Origin of the sequence: Streptomyces sp. NBC_01320 (genome assembly GCF_035974375.1) — a bacterium.
GTDB classification, from domain to species: domain Bacteria; phylum Actinomycetota; class Actinomycetes; order Streptomycetales; family Streptomycetaceae; genus Streptomyces; species Streptomyces yanii.
Window position 1 is genome coordinate 10,239,735 of sequence record NZ_CP108390.1, and the last position, 24,409, is coordinate 10,264,143.

General features: G+C 69.9%; 17 protein-coding genes. 11 read left to right on the forward strand and 6 right to left on the reverse strand.

Features of this window, described 5'->3' with window-relative positions:
• The first annotated feature begins 56 nt into the window (after nucleotides 1-56).
• Complete coding sequence (locus OG395_RS46495; protein WP_327248310.1) at nucleotides 57-200, forward strand: hypothetical protein; 144 nt, start codon at nucleotides 57-59, stop codon at nucleotides 198-200.
• A 415-nt stretch (nucleotides 201-615) separates the two neighbouring features.
• Here OG395_RS46495 and OG395_RS46500 read toward each other — a convergent pair whose 3' ends face one another.
• Nucleotides 616-1,176, reverse strand: coding sequence for a GNAT family N-acetyltransferase (locus OG395_RS46500; protein WP_327248311.1), 561 nt, complete (start codon nucleotides 1,174-1,176; stop codon nucleotides 616-618).
• Between the two features lie 411 nt (nucleotides 1,177-1,587).
• On the opposite strand from OG395_RS46500, the gene OG395_RS46505 reads away from it, so the two are divergent.
• Entirely contained in the window at nucleotides 1,588-1,713 is a 126-nt protein-coding gene (locus tag OG395_RS46505; RefSeq protein WP_327248312.1) for a hypothetical protein, read from the forward strand.
• 377 nt (nucleotides 1,714-2,090) lie between these two features.
• On the forward strand, nucleotides 2,091-2,774 hold the full coding sequence (locus OG395_RS46510) for a hypothetical protein (protein WP_327248313.1): 684 nt from the start codon (nucleotides 2,091-2,093) through the stop codon (nucleotides 2,772-2,774).
• Nucleotides 2,775-3,454: 680 nt separating this feature from the next.
• Here the strand turns inward: OG395_RS46510 and OG395_RS46515 are convergent.
• The 4 genes from OG395_RS46515 to rhaI all read right to left on the reverse strand — a co-directional run bounded on the left by OG395_RS46515 (nucleotide 3,455) and on the right by rhaI (nucleotide 9,817).
• A complete protein-coding gene (locus tag OG395_RS46515) occupies nucleotides 3,455-4,201 on the reverse strand; it encodes a GNAT family N-acetyltransferase (RefSeq protein ID WP_327248314.1) in 747 nt (248 codons plus the stop codon).
• Nucleotides 4,202-4,610: 409 nt separating this feature from the next.
• Nucleotides 4,611-6,116 carry a rhamnulokinase gene (locus tag OG395_RS46525; protein ID WP_327248315.1) on the reverse strand — a complete coding sequence of 502 codons (1,506 nt, stop codon included), beginning with the start codon at nucleotides 6,114-6,116 and terminating at the stop codon, nucleotides 4,611-4,613.
• Nucleotides 6,117-6,411: 295 nt separating this feature from the next.
• On the reverse strand, nucleotides 6,412-8,451 hold the full coding sequence (locus OG395_RS46530) for a bifunctional aldolase/short-chain dehydrogenase (protein WP_327248316.1): 2,040 nt from the start codon (nucleotides 8,449-8,451) through the stop codon (nucleotides 6,412-6,414).
• A gap of 205 nt (nucleotides 8,452-8,656) precedes the next feature.
• A complete protein-coding gene (rhaI, locus tag OG395_RS46535) occupies nucleotides 8,657-9,817 on the reverse strand; it encodes an L-rhamnose isomerase (protein ID WP_327248317.1) in 1,161 nt (386 codons plus the stop codon).
• Between the two features lie 387 nt (nucleotides 9,818-10,204).
• Between rhaI and OG395_RS46540 the strand changes: the two genes are divergently transcribed.
• The 7 genes from OG395_RS46540 (at nucleotide 10,205) to OG395_RS46570 (ending at nucleotide 18,443) form a co-directional block, all read left to right on the forward strand.
• Nucleotides 10,205-11,734 carry a sugar ABC transporter ATP-binding protein gene (locus tag OG395_RS46540; protein WP_327248318.1) on the forward strand — a complete coding sequence of 510 codons (1,530 nt, stop codon included), beginning with the start codon at nucleotides 10,205-10,207 and terminating at the stop codon, nucleotides 11,732-11,734.
• On the forward strand, nucleotides 11,731-12,786 hold the full coding sequence (locus OG395_RS46545) for an ABC transporter permease (RefSeq protein ID WP_327248319.1): 1,056 nt from the start codon (nucleotides 11,731-11,733) through the stop codon (nucleotides 12,784-12,786). Before OG395_RS46540 ends, OG395_RS46545 begins: the two co-directional genes overlap by 4 nt.
• Nucleotides 12,779-13,813, forward strand: a complete 1,035-nt coding sequence (locus OG395_RS46550) for an ABC transporter permease (protein WP_327248320.1) — start codon at nucleotides 12,779-12,781, stop codon at nucleotides 13,811-13,813. The genes OG395_RS46545 and OG395_RS46550 overlap by 8 nt, the downstream gene beginning before the upstream one ends.
• Nucleotides 13,814-13,927: 114 nt before the next feature.
• Entirely contained in the window at nucleotides 13,928-15,013 is a 1,086-nt protein-coding gene (gene rhaS / locus OG395_RS46555) for a rhamnose ABC transporter substrate-binding protein (protein WP_327248321.1), read from the forward strand.
• A gap of 79 nt (nucleotides 15,014-15,092) precedes the next feature.
• Nucleotides 15,093-15,413, forward strand: a complete 321-nt coding sequence (locus OG395_RS46560) for an L-rhamnose mutarotase (RefSeq protein WP_327248322.1) — start codon at nucleotides 15,093-15,095, stop codon at nucleotides 15,411-15,413.
• Nucleotides 15,410-16,546: a LacI family DNA-binding transcriptional regulator gene (locus OG395_RS46565; RefSeq protein ID WP_327248323.1), complete on the forward strand. Its 1,137-nt coding sequence runs from the start codon at nucleotides 15,410-15,412 to the stop codon at nucleotides 16,544-16,546. The genes OG395_RS46560 and OG395_RS46565 overlap by 4 nt, the downstream gene beginning before the upstream one ends.
• Before the next feature lie 268 nt (nucleotides 16,547-16,814).
• Nucleotides 16,815-18,443: a transposase gene (locus tag OG395_RS46570; RefSeq protein ID WP_327248324.1), complete on the forward strand. Its 1,629-nt coding sequence runs from the start codon at nucleotides 16,815-16,817 to the stop codon at nucleotides 18,441-18,443.
• 178 nt (nucleotides 18,444-18,621) lie between these two features.
• On the opposite strand, the gene OG395_RS46575 is transcribed toward OG395_RS46570, so the two are convergent.
• A complete protein-coding gene (locus OG395_RS46575; protein WP_327248325.1) occupies nucleotides 18,622-21,597 on the reverse strand; it encodes a glycosyl hydrolase in 2,976 nt (991 codons plus the stop codon).
• 240 nt (nucleotides 21,598-21,837) lie between these two features.
• On the opposite strand from OG395_RS46575, the gene OG395_RS46580 reads away from it, so the two are divergent.
• The gene (locus tag OG395_RS46580) at nucleotides 21,838-24,405 is read left to right on the forward strand and encodes a beta-L-arabinofuranosidase domain-containing protein (protein WP_327248326.1); all 2,568 of its coding nucleotides are present in this window, start codon (nucleotides 21,838-21,840) and stop codon (nucleotides 24,403-24,405) included.
• The last annotated feature ends 4 nt before the right edge of the window (nucleotides 24,406-24,409 follow it).

Sequence of the window (24,409 nt, forward strand, 5' to 3'; positions counted from 1 at the left end):
TGTGCGACGTCCGGAACGGCAGGATCGGAGGTTGTCCGCCGTCGACCGCCGGATCCATGCTGGTCGTGAAGGTGCTGGTCATGGCGAAGACGGCGGTCTGCGCGGTGGCCAGGAAGGAGCCCTTCGGCCCGGCCCACGCGCCGGTGTCGATGGTGCCGGGTGAGATGGCGTTCAGCGCAGCGGTGCGAGTTCCACTGTAGGTGACCGGGCGACCGAGTTCCCCGAGTTGTTGGTTGCCGCAGCTGCGAGGAAACCGGGATCCGGCTGCAGGGCGGTTACCCCGGGGCGCACGACAAGCGACCCTGTCCTCGGCGTCATCGGCGCGACGTGCTTGGCCGGCATGACCGGACCAGCAACCTTCGTGTGGAGGGGCAGCAAGATCGCCTCCGGGCTCATCCCGGATCTGTGAATGAATCCGGAGGGGAGGGCCTCACTCTTCGGATGCTGTCACGATCGACGGGGGCTTGTCGCTTCCCAGCTTGGTCGACTCCGTGCACCGGGTCCGCGGCCTTCGTATCTGCTGGGCGGCCGGTGCCGACATCCAATCAGGCCTTCCTCACCCCAGGTTGTGCGACCATCGGCCTGCAACGCCTGCGTCCCACAATGCTTAGGAGCTCAAGACGCCTGCTTGCCGGCCTGCCATTCCGGCGCAAGGACCGACCAGACCTCCTCGTCGTGCCGCTTGCCCCGGTGAAGGTAGCTCTCCCGCAGTACACCGTCTTTGGTCATCCCGAGCCGCCTGGCCACAGCGATGCTGGCCTCATTCGCTGCCGAGACCCACCAGTCCACGCGGTGGATGCCCCGTTCCTCGATCGCCCAATCGATGATCACGCGCGCGGCCCGGGTCACCAGGCCCTTGCCTACCGCCGACGGCTCCAGCCAGCAGCCTGCCTCGGCCGTGCCCTGCTTGACGTCCATGGTCCGGAAGAGGACCGCGCCGACCAGTTTGTCGTCCGTCCAGATGCCGTAGAGCCGGCCGGCGTCGGCCGCGGTCTTGTCTGCGTACGCCTGGAGGAACACCCGGCTCGACTCCAGGTCAGTGACGACGTCGGGCAGCGCGTTGTGCTGCCCGATGAACTCCCGTCCTCGGCCGATGTGGGCCAGGAACTCCTCGGCCCGCCACGGCTCGAGCGGGCGCACCTCGGCGCCGTCGTCGCCCAGGGATATCGCGTACATCGTCACCTTCCGCGGTCGGTATCAGCGCACACTGTGAAGGGATCTTCTCACGGGCTTCTGCGGTGGCACGGCCTCGGCGGCCCGAAGTCCCAGACCGGTCCGGGTGGCGAAACCTGTGCTCCGCTTCCGGAGCAGCGGCTCGGTCCACTCCCGCGGCCCGTCCGGCACAATCCGCGGCGACATGCCCACGGCCCATCAACGGACAACTCGCCTCCCAGTGGCAGTCGGCAAGGCCGCCGCCGCTTGATTGCGTGAGCGCCGCTTATGCATGGGTGGCCGGAGGTGCTGAAACTTCGTTGACCGCTGCGTGGGAGAGGACGGCCCAAGTGGCGCATGGCGGGAATGGGGAGGCGACGGCGACTTCCCCCGGAGTCTCGGCCACCCCTTCGGGAGCTGTTGGCGGACGCCGCTATGGCGGATATGGCCGTGTGGCTGGACACCGAGGGGGTGGGGGCGTACGCCGCTGTGGTGTCGGTTGGTGCGGGTGCGGGTCCGGGTGCGGGTGCGGGTGCGGGTGCGGCCGGGCTGGGGTGGTGAGGGTGTGTTGGCTGTGGCGGGGATGGTGATGGGTGGGGCGATGGGGCGCTGGGTGATGGTTGTTCAGGGTGGTGGTGGGGTGTGGTCTTTGGGTGCTGATGGGGGGTGGTGGGTTGGGGTGGGGTGCTGCCGAGAGGGTGAGGGGGTGGGTGCGTGTCGCCCGGAAGGGCTAATCCTGTGCCAGGAGGGCTTACCTGCTTATTATTTGATGGTCCGTCAGGTAGTCGTGGAGTGTGTGGTGGGTGGGGTGCGTACACCCGGTCGGCCCTGTGGTGTCACGCCGTGGATCTGTCCCGATATGACAGGTAATGAAGCGATAAGTACGTTCGTCTCAGGTCGGCTGCCCAGCCGGCGTCTCTGAGACAGGAAGAAGTGACATGACCACGCGTACAGTCGCTGTAACCGCTGCCGTAGTAGGCGCAGCGGTTCTGGCTACTACCGGCATTACGTATGCCTCGGCTACCGGGTCCGCCCCGGCAGTTCAGCAGGCTGCTCCGCTGGCTGACGGCGGAAACGGGAACGGAAACGGGAACGGGAACGGGAACGGGAACGGAAACGGGAACGGAAACGGGAACGGGAACAGGAACGGAAACGGAAACGGGAACGGGAACAGGAACGGAAACGAGAACGGGAACGGTTACGGGAACGGGAACGGTTACGGGAACGGGAGCGGGAAGGGGAACGAGGGCAAGGGGAACGAGGGCGGCTACGGCGGCGGCGGCTACGGCGGCGGCAACGAGCGTGGTGGTTTCCGCCACAAGGAGGAGGGCCGGATCTTCATCAACGAGCGGTCGTACTCGGCTCGTGGTGAGGATGGCTGCATCACGGTGGTGAGCGGTCTGGGTGCCCGGAGCTTCAACGTCCGTAACGACAGCCGTCGGACCGTTGAGTTCTTCCGTGGGGCGACCTGCGACAACGGTTCCCCGGTTGCGACGGTCGGTCCCTGGAGCACCAGCAACGGTGTCTTCACCCGTCAGCACATCCGTGGCGGCGTGTTCGTCAAGAACGGTGTCGTGGGCAGTTTCCGGGTGGTCCGGGACCACTTCGACAAGGAGTGGTGAGGGACCACCTCCACAGGTGGTAGAGCAGGGTCTGCATGACATGGAAACCCCGGCCCGTCGGAATCGGGCCGGGGTTTCCGGCATGGGGGCGCCTGTGGGCGGGGGCCCGTTCGGGGCGGTGGTACGCGCGGCGGGTACCCGGTGCCCTGTACATCGGCTTCCGCCATACTAACTTGATCTTTAATCTCGGAGGTCGAACGATTCCTCGTACTTGATCACCCGTTCTGGCAGCCGCCTTACGCGAGGGCGGCCTTTGGCTGAGCAGTTCAATTACGTGACCGCTGACATTCCGCGAGGAGCTCCAGGAGGGCGAGGTGTTTGCCCGCGAGCGGGGCCGTCACGGCGGCCCCGCTCAACGGCCTTTCCCTGAAGCTCCCCACCGGGACAGCCGGCTGTGTAGTTCCGGTGATCAATCTCGGCGCTACTTTCTGTACCTCAACTACTCACACTCGAAGCAGGTCCACGCCGTGACCGACGGCGGCCGCACCGCGATCGGTCGCAGCTCGACCTCGCCAAGCGCCTCGACGTGGACACCCCGATCCTGGACGCAGCCAAGTTTCTCGTCCATCCCGCCCTGACCCGCGCGACTGCCGAGCAATGGCCGGCCTCGTCCGCACCAACGCCAGGCCCCTCCTCTGGTGGTGACATCCTGAACGCGACGTGGAGCCCAGACCTCAGGGTCAGGGGACGAGGACGGTCAGGGAAGTGCTGGTGAGCTCGAATCCGAGCTTCTCGTAAAGATGACGGGCGCGATTGCCGTCACTCACCACCAGCGCCATCTCTGTGAGACCGCAGGACGCGGCGTCTGCCAGCATCCGGCGCAGAAGCACGGAGCCAAGACCGGCATAGCGGGGATCTGGCCGGCGGAAGACGGTCGCGATCCACGGAAGGCCGTCACGGTCCGTAATGATGACTCCGGCGATCACGCGGTCTGCTTCATCTATCGCCAGTGTGCTGCAGGGCATGACCGGGCCCAGTACTTCGCCGGTCAGCAGCGGGGCCAGCTGTGTGCCCAGGGCTTGCTCGTCGCTTCCGTGCGAGTGATCCGGATGTTCGGGAGAGAAGGCAGCCCGCCACGCCGGGAACAGGTCACGGGCCGGGCGGTCGCAGGGAGCGATGTGGAGTCCGTCGGGCAGGTTGATGGTCGACCACTCAGACGGGGAAGGGCCGGAGATCAAGTCAAAGTGCATGCTGTGGGCGTGTCGCATGACGCGTGCGCCGTGCTGCATCAGCTGTTCGCCGAGTTCCACGGATCCTGACACGGCCCACCCGGACATGCTGGTGAGGATGGACGGCACAGGATCGGGGCCAACCACCTCGGCGAGGTCGGCCCAGGGATGACCGTCGCGAGTGCCTTGGATGTAGGTCAGAACCGGCAGCCCATCGGGGCCGGTGAGGGTCTGGCGTTGCTCGTCGTGCAGAGTCACTTATATATGCCTATCGATAGCGAAATCGCTTGGAGTCGACCCATGCTCCGGGGCCCGACTCGGATGTGCAATCGAAATAGGGCTGCATCGGCTCAGCAGCTTGATGGGGCGCTTCTTCGCCCACCCGGCGATTGGCTAGGTCCGGGTCAAACGGGGGGCGTGACCATCTTCCGGACCACGTTGACCCGCAACTCGCCGGCCACGCTCAGCGGTCTGCCGGCCGGCTTCGACGCTCCCACGGTCCGCCGGACTCCTGTCTGCTGCCGTCCGGCCGGAGGACGGCCCTGTGACGGCGGTGGGCGGTGCGGCGATCGACCGCACTCCGGCCGGTTTCGAGGAGCTTCACGGTGGCGACGACCGTGGCCGGGAGACGGCGTCGTTCACACAGGTGGCGAAGAGGCGACACGTATCACAGGTCCTCTCCGGCCGGCGCGAGACGGGCCTCGGCCGCGTCCCAGGTGGCAGGGTCGCCGCCGGGCGGGTAGTGGCGCAACTGCTGGGTGTCCGCGACCAGTCGGCGCATCGAAGAGAGGTCGCCGACCAGACCGGCGGCCCTGGCCTGGACGAGCACGTTGCCGAGCGCGGTGGCTTCGGCGGGGCCCGCCACCACCGGCAGCCCGCAGGCGTCGGCGGTCAGCCTGCACAGCAGCTCGTTGCGCGAGCCGCCGCCCACCAGATGGACCTGGGTGATGTCGTGGTCGGCGAGCCGCGCGGCCTGCCGCAGGACCCGGCGGTGGGCCAGCGCCAGGCTCTCCACGATGCAGCGCACCAGGGCGCCCTGGCTGTCGGGGACAGGCTGCCCGGTGCGGCGGCAGTAGGCGCGGATCTGCTCCGGCATGTCACCGGGGGCGAGGAACTCCGGCGCGTCCGGGTCGACCACCGAGACGAACGGCCGGGCCCGGTCGGCCTCGGCGAGCAGCTCGGGCAGCCCGTTCGGCAAACCCTGCGCCGCCCAGGTGCGGCGGCACTCCTCCAGGAGCCACATGCCCATGATGTTGCGCAGGTAGCGGATGGTGCCGTCGACGCCGCGCTCGTTGGTGAAGCCGGCCTTCCGGGACTCCTCGCTCAGGATGGGGGCGTTCAGCTCCAGTCCCGCCAAGGACCAGGTGCCGCAAGAGATGTATGCGAAACGGGGGTCGGCGGCCGGTACCGCGACGACGGCGGAGGCGGTGTCGTGGGAGGCGACCGTGGTCACCGGGGTGCTGGTGCCGAGCCCGGTGTACGCGGCGACGTGCGGCAGCAGGGTGCCCGCGGAGTCACCGGGTGCGCGCAGCGGCGGCAGCAGGCCGGGGGCGAGGGAGAGCCGGTCGAGGAGGTCGGGGCGCCAGGTGCCGGTGCGGGCGTCGAAGAGTGCGGTGGTGGAGGCGTTGGTCTCCTCGGCGCCGACGGTTCCGGTCAGCCAGTGGATGAACAGGTCGGGGACGAGCAGCAGGGTGCGGGCGGCGTCCATCTGGGCGGTGCCGGCCGCGGAGGCGAGCTGGAAGACGGTGTTGAAGGACAGGTGCTGAAGGCCCGTGATCCGGTACAGCTCCTGGGCGTCGATCCGGGAGAACACGGTGTCGGCGGCACCGTCGGTGCGGCTGTCGCGGTAGTGGAAGGGGTGCCCGAGCAGCGCGCCGTCACGGTCCAGCAGCCCGTAGTCCACCGCCCAGCTGTCCACCCCGACGGAGGCGATCCGACCGTCGGTACTGCGGGCGGCCTGGCGCAGCCCGTCGAGGACCCCCTGGAAGAGGGCGAGTACGTCCCAGTGCAGCCCGTCGGACACCCGCACCGGTGTGTTGGCGAACCGGTGCAGCTCGGTGAGGACGAGGCGGTCCGGCGCGACCTCGCCGAGGACGACTCGTCCACTGGTGGCCCCCAGGTCGGCCGCGGCGAACAGGGCGGGTGACGCGGAGGGGGATGGGGTGGTGGTCATGAGGTGGCTCCTCCGCGGGGCGTGCGGTGGTGTCGATGGGGGAGGGCGGGGGCCGGAGCGGCGTGACGTGGCCTGGCCGCACCGGCGGGGAACCGGGCGCGTGGGGCCCTTGCTGTCCTCGGACCCGTGGGCGTGGGCGCGCGGGGACGTCCGGACGGCCTGTGCGGTGGTGAACCGTCCGGACGTTCCCCGGGCGGGGGAAGCCGGGGCCGACGGTGCGGGGCCGGCGCCGGCGGGGTCGGCGGGCTGTCACCGGGCCGGGCGCGGTGTGCCCGGCCCGGTGACAGCGGTTGCGTTATCGCAGGAAGGCGGCGGCGACGCCGGCGTCGACCGGGACGTGGAGGCCGGTGGTGTGTGTGAGGTCCCCGCCGGTCAGCGCGAACACCGCGTTCGCAACGTGCTCGGGGAGCACCTCGCGCTTGAGCAGGGTGCGCTGGGCGTAGAACTCGCCGAGCTTCTCCTCCTCGATGCCGTAGGTCGCCGCGCGCTGCGCGCCCCAGCCGCCGGCGAAGATCCCGGAGCCGCGGACCACGCCGTCCGGGTTGACGCCGTTGACGCGGATGCCGTGCTCGCCCAACTCGGCCGCCAGGAGCCGTACCTGGTGGGCCTGGTCGGCCTTGGTGGCGGAGTAGGCGATGTTGTTGGGGCCGGCGAAGACCGCGTTCTTGGAGGCGATGTAGACGATGTCGCCACCCAGTTCCTGCTGGATCATCACGCGGGCCGCCTCGCGGGAGACGAGGAAGGAGCCGCGGGCCATGATGTCGTGCTGGAGGTCCCAGTCCTTCGCGGTGGTGTCCAGCAGGGGCTTGGAGATGGAGATGCCCGCGTTGTTGACCACCAGGTCGACGCCGCCGAAGGCCAGTACGGCTGCCTTGAACGCGTCGGTGATCTGTTCCTCGGAGGTGACGTCGACGGTGACCGCGACGGCCCTGTCGGGGCCGCCCAGCTCGTCCGCGACCGCCTGCGCGTTCGTCGCGTCGAGGTCCGCGATCACGACGCAGGCGCCCTCGGCGGCCAGTCGGCGGGCGATCGCCCTGCCGATGCCGCTGCCCGCGCCTGTCACCAGCGCGACACGTGTGGCGAGCGGCTTGGGCTTCGGCATCCGCTGGAGTTTGGCCTCCTCCAGGGCCCAGTACTCGATGCGGAACTTCTCCGATTCCTCGATCGGCGCGTACGTGGAGACGGCCTCGGCTCCGCGCATCACATTGATCGCGTTGACGTAGAACTCGCCGGCCACGCGCGCGGTCTGCTTGTCCTTGCCGAAGGAGAACATGCCGACGCCGGGGACGAGCACGATCGCCGGGTCGGCGCCGCGCATCGCGGGGGAGTCGGGCTCCGCGTGGCGCTGGTAGTAGGCGGCGTACTCCTCGCGGTAGGCGGCGTGCAGTTCCTTCAGACGGGCGGCCGCCTCGTCCAGGGGCGTCGCCGGTGGCAGGTCGAGGACGAGCGGGCGGACCTTCGTACGCAGGAAGTGGTCCGGGCAGGAGGTGCCCAGCGCCGCGAGCCGGGGGTGCTCGGTGCGGGCGAGGAAGTCGAGGACGACGTCGGAGTCGGTGAAATGGCCGACCTGCGGGCGGTCCTGAGATGCGAGAGCCCGGATGTACGGTGCCAGGGCCGCGGCCCTTTCCCGGCGGTCCGTCTCGGACAGGGCCTCGTATCCCTCGACGACCGGCCCGAACGGCTCGGCCCTGCCGTGCTCGGAGAGGAAGGTTTCGGCGGTGCGGATGATGTGCAGCGAGTTGCGCTCGCATTCCTCGGCCGTGGCACCCCAGGCGGTGATGCCGTGGCCGCCCAGGATGCAGCCGATCGCCTGCGGGTTGGCCTCCTTGACCGCCGCGATGTCCAGGCCGAGCTGGAAACCGGGGCGGCGCCAGGGCACCCACACCACACGGTCGCCGAAGCACTCGGCGGTCAGCTTCTCGCCGTCGGCGGCGCAGGCCAGTGCGATACCGGAGTCGGGGTGCAGGTGGTCGACGTGGGGCGCGTCCACCAGGCCGTGCATCGCGGTGTCGATGGAAGGGACGGCGCCGCCCTTGCCGTGCGCGCAGTAGTCGAACGCGGCGACCATCTCGTCCTCGCGCTCCACACCGGGGTAGACGTCGGTGAGGGCGCGCAGCCGGTCCAGGCGCAGCACGGCCAGACCGGCCTCGGTCAGGGTGCCGAGGTCGCCGCCCGACCCCTTGACCCACATGAGTTCGACGTCGCCGCCGGTCACCGGGTCGGTCTCGGTGCCCTTCGCGGAGGTGTTGCCGCCCGCGTAGTTGGTGTTGCGGGGGTCGGCGCCGAGCCGGCGGGACCGGGCCAGCAGGGCCGCGGCTTCGGGATGGGGAGCCATGTTCCTAGTCCTTAAGAGAGAGTGTCTGCTTGTGCTCGGAAGCCCCGAAGGGCGCGGGGAACCGCGGCGCCGGCCGTGCGGCTCCGTCGGGGCGCGGGGAACCGTGCCGCCTTGGCGGGCGGCCGTGCGGCGAATCCGTGCCGTTTCGGCGGGACCGCCGCACGCTCGCGGTCCCGTGGCGGCCCGGCCGAATCCGCCGCGGCGCTCACGCGCCCCAGCCGGCCTGCTGCCCGCCGACCCGCTCCTCGGCGATCTTCGCCGCCCACCCGGAACGGTGGTACGCGGCGACCGGGTCCGCGTCCAGGCCCAGCTCCTCGCGCACCTCGCCCAGCAGCGGACGTACGTCCGTGTTGTAGGCGTCCATCAGCACGGCGTTCGCGGTGAGCACGTCGCCCGAGCGCTGGGCGGCCGTCAGCGCCGCACGGTCGACGAGTAGCGCCTTGGCCGTAGCCTCCTGGACGTTCATCACCGAACGGATGATCGCCGGGATCTTGGCCTCGATGTTGTGGCACTGGTCGAGCATGAAGGCGACGTCCGGGGTGAAGCCGCCGCCGCGGATCACCTCGTACATGATCCGGAACAGCTGGAAGGGGTCGGCGGCGCCGGCCATCAGGTCGTCGTCCGCGTAGAAGCGGGAGTTGAAGTCGAAGGCGCCGAGCTTCCCCTCACGCAGCAGGGTGGCGACGATGAACTCGATGTTGGTGCCCGGGGCGTGGTGCCCGGTGTCGACGACGACCTGAGCCCTGTCGCCCAGCTTGAGGCAGTGGGCGTAGGCCGTGCCCCAGTCCGGCACGTCGGTCGTGTAGAAGGCGGGCTCGAAGAACTTGTACTCCAGCAGCAGCCGCTGGTCGTCGCCGAGTCGCTCATACACCTTCGCCAGGCCCTCGGCGAGCCGGTCCTGGCGCTCGCGGACGTCGTCCTGGCCGGGATAGTTGGTGCCATCGGCGAACCACAGCTTGAGGTCCTTCGAACCGGTCGCATCCATGATGTCGACGCATTCGAGGAGGTGGTCCAGGGCCTTGCGGCGGACGGTGGCGTCCGGATGGCAGACACTGCCCAGCTTGTAGTCGTCGTCCTGGAAGGTGTTGGAGTTGATGGTGCCCAGCTTCAGGCCGCGCTCCTTGGCGTACGAGGCGAGTGCCGCGTAGTCGTCGACTCTGTCCCAGGGGATGTGCAGCGCGACGGCCGGCGCGGCCCCGGTGAACTCGTGGACCTTCGCCGCGTCGTCCAGCTTCTCCCACGGGGTGCGTGGCACTCCTGCCTGGGCGAAAACCTTGAAGCGGGTACCGGAGTTGCCGTAGCCCCAGGACGGCGTCTCGATCCGCTGTCCGGCGAGTGCGGCCTTCACGGCAGCGATGTCAGTCATGTTCACCTCGGGAAGCGCGACAGCCCGGAACTGGGCCGGCAGACACACAAATGTGTGAATCGATTCATTACACGGGAAAGTTAGCCCCGAGTTTCGTGGGCGTCAAGGGTCTCCGCTGAAGGCGGCCGCGTTACGTAATCGTGTTATTGGTCTTCCGCGGCCCGCAGGCAGGCTTTATTCCGTACAGGTCATGGGGGATTGACCGGTGGACTTGCTTGCCCTTCTCCTGTTTCGCCCCGTTGCGTCGAAGTCGACCTCTTGACCTGAGGGGCGGGCAGGGCTAGCTTCCGGGCAACCTCACTGAAACATTTCATGCCGGGTGATCGCATCGGCACGGTTCGGCGTGCACAGATCCCCTGGCCGACCCTGACCCCCATGGAGAGACACATGACGCAACCCGAACCGGATGCCACTCCGGTCCTCGCGCTGGAGGAGGTGAGCAAGTCCTTCGGTGCCGTCCGGGCCCTGCGCGGAGTCTCCCTGCGGCTGTACGCCGGAGAGGCCCACGCCCTCGCCGGCGAGAACGGTGCGGGCAAGTCGACCCTGATCAAGGCCCTGGCCGGTGTGCACCGGCCCGACACCGGTACGGTGCTGCTCGACGGATCACCGGTGGAGTTCCACGGCCCGGCCGACGCCCGTGACGCGGGCGTCGCCGTGATCTACCAGGAGCCGACGCTCTTCCCCGACCTCTCGGTCGCCGAAAACATCTTCGTGGGCCGCCAGCCGACCCGCTCCTTCGGCCGGGTCGACCACCGCGCGGTGAAGCAGGCCGCCGCCGACCTCTTCGCCCGCCTCGGAGTCGACCTCGACCCGGAACAGCCCGCCCGCGGACTGTCCATCGCCGACCAGCAGCTCGTCGAGATCGCCAAGGCGCTCTCCTTCGACGCCCGCGTGCTGATCATGGACGAGCCGACCGCCGCCCTCACCGGCAGCGAGGTGTCCCGCCTCTTCGGCGTCGTCAGGACGTTGCGCGAGCAGGGCGCCGCCGTGCTGTTCATCTCGCACCGCCTGGAGGAGATCTTCGAGCTGTGCCAGCGGGTGACCACCCTGCGCGACGGCACCTGGATCAGCAGCGAGCCGCTGGCCGGACTCACCGAGGACGACCTGGTGCGCCGCATGGTCGGCCGCGACCTCGACGAGCTGTACCCCAAGCAGGAGACCGAGACCGGCGAGCCGGCGCTCACGGTGCGCCGGCTCACCCGTGAGGGCGTCTTCACCGATGTGTCCTTCGAGGTGCGGCGCGGCGAGATCGTGGGCCTGGCCGGACTGGTGGGGGCGGGCCGCAGCGAGGTGGCGCGGGCCGTGTTCGGCGTCGACCGCTGGGACGGCGGCGAGGTCGAGGTGCTCGGCCGGAAGCTCAAGCCGGGTGCTCCGAGCCTGGCCATGGCCGCGGGCCTCGCCCTCGTCCCGGAGGACCGCCGCGCCCAAGGCCTGGTGATGGACATGTCCATCGAACGCAACATCGGGCTCACGGGCTTCGCCGAAACCACCCGCGCCGGCCTGATGAACCGCCGGGCCGAGCGCGACCGCGCCGTCGACTGGGCCGTGAAGCTCCAGGTGAAGTACGCCCGACTGGCCGACGTCGTCGGCACCTTGTCGGGCGGCAACCAGCAGAAGGTCGTCCTGGCCAAGTGGCTGGCGACCGCGCCCCAGGTGCTGATCGTGGACGAGCCGACCCGCGGCATCGACGTCGGCACCAAGGCCGAGGTGCACCGGCTGCTGTCCTCGCTCGCCGCCGAGGGCGTCGCGGTGCTGATGATCTCCTCCGACCTGCCGGAGATCCTCGGCATGGCCGACCGGGTCCTGGTGATGCACGAGGGCCGCCTCGCCGCGGAGATACCGCGCGCGGAGGCGACCGAGGAGACCGTGATGGCGGCGGCCACCGGCCGCGCAGCCCGAGGAAGGGACGCGGCATGACCACGACCGCCGAACCGGTGCGGAGCGCACCCGCATCCCGGGCCGCCGGCGCGCGCACCCTCATCGACAAGATGTTCAAGGCGCGCGAACTGGCAGTCCTCGCCGTGCTCGTGGTGATGCTCGGCGCCACCCAGATCTACAACGGCGAGTTCCTGTCCGAGCAGGGCATCAAGGACCTGCTGCTCAACGCGACCATCCTGGCCCTCGTCGCCACCGGCCAGGCCGTCGTGGTGATCACCCGGAACGTCGACCTGTCGGTCGGCTCGGTGCTCGGCATCTCCGCCTTCGCCGCCGGCAACTACCTGAACGGCGGGGGCAGCCCGCTGCTCGCGGCACTGCTCGCAGTCGCGCTCGGAGCGCTCTTCGGGCTTCTCAACGGCGCCCTGGTCAGCCTCGGCAAGGTGCCCGCCCTCGTCGTCACCCTCGGCACCCTCTACATCATCCGCGGCATCGACTCCATCTGGGTCGGCTCCCGTCAGATCACCGCGGACGCGCTGCCCGAAGGCTTCGTCGGCTTCGGCCACGACGGCATCTGGGCGGTTCCCTACCTCGCCCTGCTCGCCCTCGTCGTACTCCTCGCGGTCGGCTACTACCTGCGCAGCTACCGCAGCGGACGCGACCTGTACGCCCTGGGCTCCAGCCCCGAGGCGGCCCGTCTCGCGGGTGTCCCGGTCCGGGGCCGCATCATGACCGCGTACGTCCTGTGCGGCGCCCTCGCCGGACTCGCCGGCGCTCTCTACCTCGCCCGCTTCGGCAACGTCGACTCCGCCACCGGCAACGGCTACGAACTCACCGTCGTCAGCGCCGTCGTGGTCGGCGGCGTCGCCTTCACCGGCGGCTCCGGAAGCGTCTACGGAGCGGCGCTCGGGGCCGTCCTGCTCACCTCCATCAACAGCGTGCTCCCCGCGATCGGCGTCAGCTCGGTCTGGGTCACCGCGATCAACGGCATCCTGCTGCTGCTCGCCATCGCCGTCGACCGGATCCTGGCCCTGCGGGTCGCCGCAGTGCTGCGCAAGAAGGCCGCACAGATGAGGAGTGCCCGCCATGACTGACACCATTACGAAGGCTACGGCCCGGCGCGGCCTCGGCGGCGCGGTGCGCTGGGACACCGCGGTGGGCGCCCTGTTCGTCGTGCTGCTGCTGTGCTCCTTCTCGTTCGTCGACAACTTCGGCAACGCGCTCAACGTCTCGTTCCTGATCGGCAACACCCTGCCGATCGCCCTGATCGCGCTGCCCATGACGCTGCTGGTGGTCTCCGGTGAGGTCGACCTTTCGGTGGGCTCCACGGCAGGCCTGTCGGGAGCGGTGATGGGTGCTCTGTGGAACGAGGGCATGAGCATCGAGACGATCATCCCGCTGTGCCTGCTGCTCGGTGTGGTCTGCGGTCTGATCAACGGACTGCTCGTCACCCGCCTCGGCCTGCCCTCCCTCGCCGTCACCATCGGCACCATGGCCGCCTACCGGGGCATCGCCCAGATCATCCTCGGCTCCGACTCGGTCACCGACTTCCCCACCCAGTACCTGGACTTCGGCGCGGGCCGCATCGGCGACACCTTCATCCCGTACGCCGCACTGCCGTTCCTGGTGCTGCTGGCCATCGCGGTGGTCGTCCTGCACGCCACCCCCGTCGGGCGTTCGCTGTTCGCGATCGGCGCCTCCGAGGAGGCGGCCCGGTTCGCCGGCATCCGCGTCAAGCGCCTGAAACTGTCCATGTTCGTCACCACCGGTCTGCTCTCCGCGCTCACCGGTGTCTTCTGGGCCCTGCACTACGCCAGCGCCCGCTACGACAACGCCACCGGCCTCGAACTCTCCGTCATCGCCGCGGTCCTGCTCGGCGGCATCGACTTCGACGGCGGCAAGGGCACCCTCGGCGGCGCGATCGCCGGTGTGTTCCTGCTCGGCACCCTGCAGAACGTGATGAGCCTGCTCAACGTCTCCGCCCAGTCCCAGATCGTCGTCACCGGTGTCCTGCTGGTGGTCTCCGTCCTCGCCCCGCGCGTCGGCCGGCAGATCGCCCAGAGCAGGGCTCGCAGAAAGGCGACCGCGGTTCCCCTGAGACCGCCGGCCGCCACCTCCTGAAGGGACGCCGACACCGTCCGCAGCCCCTGCGGGGAGGCGGAGCGGCACCGTCCGCCGCGCCCCGAACCAGGCAACACCCCGTACAAATCCGTACTTCGCAACGATAGGACCCTCATGTCTCTCGCCACCGTCAGAACCCGTCGACTCACCCTCGCCGTCGCCACCGCCACCGTTCTCGCCCTGGGCGCCACCGCCTGCGGCGGCACCACCAAGAACGACACGGACAAGAAGTCCGGTTCCGCCGTGACCGGAAAGGCCGACGCCAACGCGGAAACCAAGAAGGGCCTGAAGATCGCCTTCCTGCCCAAGCAGGTCAACAACCCGTACTTCACCATCGCCGACACGGCCGGCAAGAAGGCCGTCGAGGAGCTCGGTTCGACCTACCAGGAGGTCGGCACCAGCAGCGGCACCGACACCTCCGGTCAGGTCTCCTACGTCAACACCCTGACCCAGCAGCAGGTGAACGCCATCGCGGTGTCCGCCCAGGACCCCGGTGCCCTGTGCACCGCGCTGAAGCAGGCGATGAAGAACGGCGTCAGCGTCGTCACCTACGACTCCGACACCAAGACCGACTGCCGCCAGGTCTTCGTCTCCCAGGCCTCCGCGGAGGACCTCGGCCGTACCCAGGTCCAGCAGATGGCGAAGCAGATCGGGGGCAAGGGCGAGATCGCGATCCTGTCCGCCGCCCAGACCGCCACCAACCAGAACACCTGGATCGACTTCATGAAGGAGGAACTGAAGAAGCCCGAGTACAAGGACATCAAGCTCGTCAAGGTCGCCTACGGCGACGACGACGCCCAGAAGTCCTTCCAGCAGACCCAGGGCCTGCTTCAGGAGTACCCCGACCTGAAGGGGATCATCTCCCCGACCACCGTTGGCATCAAGGCCGCCGCTCAGTACCTGTCCGGCTCCAAGTACAAGGGGAAGGTCAAGCTGACCGGCCTGGGCACCCCCAACGACATGCGTGCCTACGTCAAGAACGGCACCGTCGACGCCTTCGAGCTGTGGGACCCGAACAAGCTCGGTGAGCTCGCCGCCCGCACCGCCATCGCCCTGCAGTCGGGCCAGATCACCGGCGCCGAGGGGCAGACCTTCAAGGCCGGCGGCATGGGGACGTACACCATCGGCAAGGACGGTGTGGTCTCCCTCGGTAAGCCGACCGTCTTCGACGCGAAGAACATCGACCAGTACAAGTTCTGACCCCAGCACAGGTGGGGCCGCTCCGCCGCGACCGCGGGGAAGCGGCCCCACCCCCGTACGCACCCACCAAGGACATGACATGCAGCGTGTCTGCTTCCTGCTCAAGGTCAGGCCCGACCGGGCCGAGGAGTATCGCGAACGCCACCAGCACGTGTGGGCCGAGATGCGCGAGGCGCTCTCCGCGGCCGGCTGGCACAACTACTCGCTCTTCCTGCGCGAGGACGGTTTGCTGGTCGGCTATCTGGAGACCGAGGACTTCGACGCGGCCCGCGCCGCCATGGACGCCACCGACGTGAACGCGCGGTGGCAGGCCGAGATGTCCGAGTTCTTCGAGGAGCTGGACGGCCGGGGACCCGACGCCGCCATGCTCCCCCTCACGGAGGTGTTCCACCTGCCATGAGAACCGGGCTGGGCTTTTCCGGGACGAACGGCTCCTTGCCGTTCCCGCCGACCGACGGCCCCGTCATCCGCGGAGCCGACCGGGAAGGCGCCTTGGCGAGACGTACGACGGGCAACCGGTCCGCAGTCGGCATCAAGGACGTGGCACGGGAGGCGAAGGTCTCCGTCGGCACCGTCTCCAATGTGCTCAACCGCCCCGAACGGGTCTCCGACCGGACCCGCCGCCATGTCCAGCAGGTGATCGCCCGCCTCGGCTACGTCCGCAGCGAGTCGGCCCGCCAACTGCGGGCGGGCCGCAGCCGTATCGTCTCGCTGCTGGTCCTGGACATGGGCAACCCGTTCTTCGTCGACGTCGTGCGCGGGGCCGAACGCACCGCGCGCGACGCGGGATTGGGCGTCATGGTCTGCAACAGTGGCCAGAGCGTCCAGGAGGAGGCGGACTACCTCGCACTCTTCGCCGAGCAACGGGTGCGCGGGGCACTGGTCACCTCCGCCGACTCCAGCGGCCGTACGCTGCGCGAGTTCCGCCGGTTCGGCATTCCCTTCGTGGTCGTGGATCGGGTGGACGGCAACGAGGAGGGCTGCTCGGTCGCCGTCGACAACGTGGCAGGCGGCGCCCTGGCCATCAGACACCTGACGGCCGCAGGCCACCGCCGGATCGCCTTCGTCAGCGGGCCCGAGCACCTCAAACAGGTGCAGGACCGGCGGGCGGGCGCCCTGGCGGCCCTTGACGAGGCGGGGCTGCCCCACGAGGCACTGCACGAACTGCCCACCGACCGCCTCGACGTGGCCGCGGGCCGCGACGCCGGGGCCCGCCTGCTGGGGCTGGCGCGGCGGCCCACCGCGGTCTTCTGCGCCAACGACCTGCTGGCCCTGGGGGTGCTCCAGACGCTGTACACCGCGGGGGTGAGAGTGCCCGACGACATCGCCATCGTCGGTTACGACGACATCGAGTTCGCCGCCGCGGCCACCGTGCCGCTCACCTCGGTGCGTCAGCCCGCCTACGCCATCGGCTCCATCGCCGCCGACCTGCTGCTGCAGGAGACGGGGGAGAAGGCCGGCGAGCACCGGCACGAACACGTGGTGCTCCCGCCGGAGCTGGTGGTACGGCAGTCGAGCACGGCCGGCGGCTGAGGAACGCCGGGGCCACGGAGCACCACCATCGGGGTCCGCAACGCCGGGGTCCGGAGCGCCGGGGTCCGCAATGCCAGGCCGGGAAACACCGGGGTTGCGAGCTGCTGTCGGTTTGCTGCGCTGAAGTGAGTTGGAGCGAGCGGGAGTGAGCCTCTGACGGCGAGTTCATGGGGGGAACGGGGGTTCTGGGGTCGAGTGTGTGACCTTTGGTGCCTGTGTTCGTTGGGCTGGGTGGCAGGTGTCCGGCCTTGCGGGAGGGGGTGATGTGGTGGGTGGTCTGCGGAAGTTGGCCGTGCCCTTCGTGGTGCCCGGGCCTTGCGGGGTGGCGATCCGGGACCGGCTGGGGCACCTCACCCCCCACGACGAGATGGTGCTGCGCGCGGTCGGCGAGCACCAGGGTGCGCTGGCTTCCCGTGATCTCAAGGATCGCTGTGCGGATGGCCACGATCACAGCGCTCAGACCTGGGCGTCGCGTAAGCGGGAGCTGACGGCACTGTCGTCGTCGCGGATCGCGGGTGCGATCACCAAGGCCACGCACGATCAGTGGGCGCTGGCCCGGCGTTGCCAGGCAACGCACATGAAGACGCTGGATGCCGGGATCAGGACGTTGCGGCATCGGTTGTCCCTCCCGATCGGGGAGAAGGGCACCAAGCGCGCGGCGGGTGGCTACCGCTCCCGGGGTGAGTGGTTCCGCAAGTCCCGCCGCCTCGCGATGCTGGAAGACCGGCACGCCGCTGCCGTCCGTGACTGGCAGGCCGGACGGGTGCGAGTGGTGCGGGGCGGTAAACGTCTCCTCAACACCCGCCACCACCTCACCCAGGCCCAGCTCACCGAAGAGCAGTGGCGGGAGCGCTGGGAGGCGGAACGCTGGTTCGTCGCCGCCGACGGCGAGTCGGGGAAGCGGTTCGGGAACGAGACGATCCGCGTCACCCCGGACGGCGAAGTGTCCATCAAACTGCCTGCCCCGCTCGCGCACCTGGCCAACGCCCAGCACGGCCGGTACACCCTCACCTCCCGCATCGCATTTGCGCACCGGGGTGGGGAGTGGGCCGACCGCATCACCGCGAACCGGGCCGTCGCCTACCGCATCCACCTCGACGTGGAGCGTGGCCGCTGGTACCTGACCGCATCCTGGCAACGCCCCGCCGTGAAGACCATCCCGTTGGAGACTGCCCGCGCCCGGGGCATGGTCGGCGTCGACACCAACGCCGACCACTTCGCCGCCTACCTTCTCGACCGGCACGGCAACCCGGTCGGTGACCCGCACCGCTTCCCCTACGACCTGTCCGGCACCGCCGCTCACCGCGACGCACAGATCCGCCACGCGCTGACCCGGTTGATCAACTGGGCGGTGCGTGCCGGGGTCGCCGCGATCGGCATCGAAGACCTCGACTTCACCACCGAGAAGACCCGGGAGAAGCACGGCCGCCGCAAGCGGTTCCGACAGCTCATCTCCGGCATGCCGACCGGGAGGCTCAAGGCCCGACTGGTGTCGATGGCCGCCGAACAGGGGCTCGCGATCGTTGCGGTCGACCCCGCCTACACCAGCATGTGGGGTGCCCAGCACTGGCAGGAACCGCTGACCACCCCCCACCGAAAGATGTCCCGTCACGATGCCGCCGGTATCGCGATCGGACGACGCGCCCTCGGACACCCGGTCCGGCGTCGGACGGCACCGCCCCCACACGACCGGAGTGATCGTGTGGGGCATCGGACCGTCCAGGCCGGACCAGGTGACCGGGGGCGTGAGGGAACCCGCCCACCCACAACGGACCGGCCCCCTGGAGGACCGTCGCCGAGCGGGAAGCGAACGCGGGAACCCAGCGCATCCAAAACCGTTCGGGATGCGCCCAGTACGCAGCGGTGGGTCCAGGACTCACTTATGTGCACTGGTTAGGAACGGTCCGCTTCCCGAAGCCGGGAGAGCGGACCCCGGTGTTCCGCATTCCGCCGTGCCCGCGCCGCCCGGCCGCCCCGGTCACCACCCGTTCTCCGCCCTCCCCGTACAACACGGCCGGCCGGGGCGGGGACACCTGGTCCCCGCCCCGGCCCGCGCGCTCACTGCGGTGCCGTGCTCACGCGTGCACGGTCGCGGTCCCGTACGGCACCACCCGCACCGGGCCCAGCAGCCCGTACGCCTGACGTGTGGCGGCGCCGAACACCGGCGCGTCGGCCACCCGCAGCCGGTTCAGCAGCGTCGTCGCCACCTCCACCTCGACGGTGTTGGAGCCGTGCCGCAGCCGCGAGCCCAGGTCCACCACCCGCGTCACCTGGTCCGCCGGCGGAAGGTCTCGGCCGTTGACGCGGATGCGGAAGGTGTCGCAGACCTCGCCGAGCTCCAGCCGCGCCCCGGTCCCCTCGGTCCACTCCTCGCCCAGGGTGAACACGGCGCGGTAGGTACCCACGCCCGACACGTCCTCCAGACCGGTGATCCGCGACCACGGCAGAAGCCCGTCCGGCAGCGACAGCTGGTGCCGCACACGGACGGTCTCGGTGGCCTTCGAGCCCGGCTGCCAGTCCTCCACGTCCAGTTTCCACGACTCCAGGGCGAACGGCGCGGGCACCGTCCGGACGACGGCGTTCACCGAGCGCCCGTTGTCGAACGTGGTGCGGTAGGCGCCCGCGGCGGCGGCCCGCACCTCGAACGTCCGGCCGTCGGCGGTGACCACCTCGTCGGCGTGGGTGGCGGTGACGTGCCGGGCAAAGACGCCACCGGTGGGCCGGGACAGCCGCACGATGCTCACGGCACCGGGCGCCAGGTCCACGGTGAGACGGATCCGCCCGTCCTCGGTGCGGGTGTACGCGGCGAGCGGCGTGACCGAACCGGTCCACGGGTCCAGCAGGTGGGGGACTGCCCCGCGGACATGGGCGGTCAGGGTGACATCGTGACGGATCCGGGAACCCGTCGACCCCTTCTTGCTGACCGCGTCGTTGGCGAAGAAGAAGTAGTCCGTGTCGTCGTCCCGGCGGTGCGCGTGCAGCAGCATCGACGTCTCGGCGTACTCCACGTCGCGCCGCAGCCCCAGCGCCTCGATGGCCTCGGGCACGTTGGGACGGTCCGCGACGGTGTGCACGGTGGGCCGCTTCTGCAGCTCCACGAGCAGCTCGCGCAGCCGGGTGTTGTCGTCCGCGGCGGCGGGCATCCCGGGCACGTGCGCGTCCGACCAGTTGCCTATCAGGATGATCGCGAGACCCGCGTCCGCGTAGGCGACCAGCCGCCGGGCCACATCGAGCTGGAGCGTGTGTTCACGGCCGCTCATGACGTCGCCGTCGACGACCAGCGCCTTGCAGGAGGGGCCGTCGGGGGCGAACCGGCCGTTGCGCACCACGGCACTGGGCAGGTCGAGCAGACGCGGGCTGAGGAAGGTGTGCGTCCAGCCGACGGGCACGCCGTCACCGGTGAACCAGGGCGCCCCGAGACCGGATCCCGCGTAGCCCTTCTGCCGCAGCACCCCCACATCGACCTGGTTGACCCCGGTCTGCAGCACCTGCTGGATCCTGGCCAGGCAGTCGGCGACGATGTCTGCGTGCTGCCAGGTGGGCTGGCGCGGGCCCCAGGCCTCGCCGTACCCGGCACCGCCTCTGTACGGCGAGAAGGCGGCGAAGCCCGGCCAGGCGGCGCCGGGCGCGTCGGCGTAGGCGAAGCCGTGGAACACCGCCTGGTTGACGCCGGCCGCGTACTGGATGACCAGCTTCTTCAAGGTGGCGGACCAGGTGGTCGAGTAGGCGCCGTTGGCCACACCGCCGGCCTCGTTCGACAGGACGAGCCGGCCGCCCATGTCCCGGCCGCCCGCCAGGCACCGGAAGTCGTCCAGGTTCTTGAAGCCGAGGGACTCGCCCTCGGGGATGTCCAGGATCGCCGCCTTGTAGATCGCGTCGGTCTCCAGGCCGTACGGCTGGATGCGCAGCTTCAGGCCCAGAGTGTGCGCCCAGTTCTGCAGCGGACGCAGGTGGTGTTCGATGTACAGCTCGGTGATGACGTCCATGACGTCGCTGCGTACCGGCTTGTCGACGGCCGGGCCGAAGCTGAAGACGGGCTTCTCCTTCTTCTCGACCACGGTCGCCAGGTACGGCAGCAGCGAGTACCCCTTGCGGCGCTCGAACTCGGCGGGCAGCTTCGGGGTCCACAGGGTGGCGTCGGTCTCCAGCTCGATGGAGTCCTCGAACAGCGCGCCGCCCACGTCGCGCAACAGCGACCGGATTGCCGGGGTGAGGATGTGCTCTTCCCAGAAGCCGGTGACGGCGCCGGTGCCCGCGTCGCTGAAGTGGTCGACGACGTAGGAGAGCGGGGCGGTGTGCGCCGGGCCCTCCGGGCGTTGGCCGGAGCCGCGCTCCCAGTAGGCGACGACCAGCCAGCTGCCGTCGTCGGGCGCGGTCCAGGTCAGGGTGGAGCCGCGCACCGTCGAGGTGAGGTCGGTGACGCTGGACTGGTCCAGGACGACGGGGACGGCGCCGGCCGAGCTGCCCGTGGCGACCCGGACGGCCTGCACCAGCAGCGGCCGCTGGACGGTGACATCCTCGGAGGCCTCGGACACGGCGGCCGGAAGTGGCCCCGAGTAGGTCTCGCCCGGCGCCACCACGGCCTGGCCGTGCGCGAGTTCCTTGGCCGCCGCGGTGCTGTCCGGGGTGATCGAGGGAACCGCTGCCGGCCAGGCCGGGCCGACCGTCAGGTCCACCACCACGTCGTGCCGCTTCGCGGCCCGCAGCGCGGCCTCGACGGCCGCCGTCCACGCCGGGGTGCCCCAGCCGTAGCGCTGGGCGTCGATCTGCTGGCTGAGGCTGTGGGTGACGGCCGCGATTTCCACGCCGCCGAAACCGGCGGCGGCGATCCTCCCGATCTCGTCCGCGATCTCACGGGTGTTCACCAGCGCGTCGGGCCACCACCATCGGAACTTGGGGCGCACACCGGACTCGGGGTCGCCGAAGCCGCGCGGCACGGCGCTGCCCTTGCCTTCCTCCGCCGCCGCGGGAACTGCCGTCAGGGGCAGGGAAGTCGCGGCCGCACCGGCCAGGGCCCCCATCGTCAGTACGGTTCGCCGTCGCAGGCTCATGTTGCTCCTTGTCGGGCCCACCGGGGCGCGAAGCACCGGGACCCGGAACGCAGGTTCATTTGAAACATCGTTCAAACGATTCAATTAACGCGCCGGAAATCTACGTGCTCGGTGTACTCAAGGCAATAGGGGTGAAGGAAAGAGCTGTTGCGTACATCTTGACGCGCGGGGATCCCCGCCCCCAGAGTGGCCGTCATCCAAAAAAACGATTCAACTCTTGCTCTACAGAGGAGTCGCCGCATGCCACGACAGAACCTGACGCGAAGACGCTTCGTGATCGGAACCGGGGTGGCGGTCGGAGCTTGGGCGGCCGCCGGGGCTCCGGCCGCGGCGACCGACGGCCACGGGCCCCGGGCCGGGTCCACGCCCTCCAGCCCCGCGCTGGCCGAGTTCGCGCCGGGATCGGTACGGCTGCTGGACAGCCCCTTCCGCGACAACATGCGGCGCACCTGCGCCTACCTCGAAGCCGTCGACATCGACCGTCTCCTGCACACCTTCCGCACCAACGTCGGCCTGCCGTCGAGCGCGCAGCCCTGCGGCGGCTGGGAGGCCCCGGGCGTTCAGCTGCGCGGCCACAGCACCGGCCACCTGCTGTCCGGCCTCGCGCTCGCGCACGCCGGTACCGGGGACGACCGGTACGCGGACAAGGGCCGCCGTATCGTCGACGCCCTGGCGGAGTGTCAGGCGGCGTCCCCCGCCGCAGGATACGGCGAGGGCTACCTCTCGGCCTTCCCCGAGCAGGTCTTCGCCGACCTGGAGGCGGGCTCGAAGCCCTGGGCGCCGTACTACACCATCCACAAGATCATGGCCGGTCTCCTCGACCAGTACCAGCTGTGCGGGAACGAGCGGGCCCTGAGCCTCGTCGAAGCCATGGCAGCCTGGGCCGACCGCCGCACTGCCCCGCTCACCCCGGATCAGCTCGACCACGTGCGACGGGTGGAGTGGGGCGGCATGAACGACGTGCTCGCCGCCCTGCACCTGACCACCGGTAGCCAGGCGGCCTTGCGCACGGCCCGCCGCTTCGACCAGGAGGACCTGTTCGGCCCGCTCGCCGAGGGGCGCGACGAGCTGAACGGCCGGCACGCCAACACCGAGATCGCCAAGATCGTGGGCGCGGCCCGGATGTACGAGGCGACCGGCGAGCAGCGCTACCGCGCGATCGCCTCGAACTTCTGGGACATCGTGGTCCACGACCACTCCTACGTCATCGGTGGCAACGCCAACCAGGAGTTCTTCGGCCCGCCCGGCGAGATCGTCAGCCGACTGTCCGAGGAGACCTGCGAGAACTGCAACACGTACAACATGCTCAAGCTGGGGCGGCGGCTGTTCCTCCACGACCCCGCCCGGGCCGAGCGCATGGACCACTACGAATGGGCCCTGTACAACCAGATGCTCGGCGAGCAGGACCCCGACTCCGAACACGGCTTCGTCACCTACTACACCGGCCTGTCGGCGGGGTCGCGGCGTCAACCCAAGGGCGGTCTGGGCGCCGCACCCGGCAGTTACAGCGGCGACTACGACAACTTCTCCTGCGACCACGGCACGGGCCTGGAGACGCACACGAAGTTCGCGGACAGCATCTACTTCCACTCGGCCCGCGCCGGCCGCCCCGAGCTCTACGTCAACCTCTTCATCCCCTCCGAACTGCACTGGCAGGAACGGGAGGTGACGATCCGCCAGGAAGGCGGCAGATATCCGGAGTCCGGGCGGGTCAGGCTCACGGTCACCGGCTCGCCGTCCCGGTTCCGGCTGCGGATACGGATACCGGGATGGCTCGCCGACGGCACGCGCCGCCGGACCGCCCGTATCACCGTCAACGGCCGCACCGTCGACTGCGACGTCAGGCCGGGGACGTACGCGACACTCGACCGGCAGTGGCGGTCCGGTGACACCGTCGAGATGACCCTGCCCCGCGAGGTCGTGGAGCGCCCTGCTCCGGACAACCCGCACGTGGTGGGGTTGTCCTACGGACCGCTGGTGCTGGCCGGTGAGTACGGTACGACCGGGTCCGCGACGATCCCCACCCTTGAGGGCGGCCCGGTACGGCCGGCCGCGGACGGGGGGACCGCGTTCACAGCGCGCGCGGACGGGAGGCCGGTCACCCTGCGGCCCTTCCACCAGGTCCACCACCAGCACTACAACGTCTACTTCGCGCGCCCGCCCCGCCAGGACGGCCCGCGAGAAATCGCCCGCTACCTGCTCGACGAGGGTGCCGGCGCCGCCGTCGCCGACACCACCGGACACCACCCCGACGGCCGGCTCGCCGAGGGCGCGGCATGGACCGCCGGACGCGGAGCGGCCGGAGCGGTGGCCCTGGACGGTGCGGGCGGCCATGTCGTGCTGCCGCGCGGCCTGCTGACCGGCCTGACCGAGCTCACGGTGAGCGCCTGGACGCGCCTGGACTCGGTGGCCAACTCGGCACGGATCTTCGACCTCGGTTACCACAAGAGCACCTACCTCTTCCTTGCCGCCCGCACCGGAAAGGGCTTCCCGCGGGCCGCCCTCAAGATCGCCGGGATGGAGGGCGAGGACGTCGTGGACTCCGGCGTGTCGCTGCCGCAGGGCAGGTGGGTCCATGTGGCGCTCACCCTCGGCGGCGGCACGGGAGTGCTGTACATCGACGGGGCCGAGACCGGCCGCAACGAGGCCATGGTCTGCTCACCCCTGCTGCTCGGCGAGACCAGCCGCAACTACCTGGGGCGTTCGCAGAACGCCACCCACCCCTACCTGCACGGTGCCGTGGCGGACTTCCGCATCCACAACCGGGCGCTGTCGCCGCAGGACATGGCGGCGCTGGCACGCAAATGAGGCC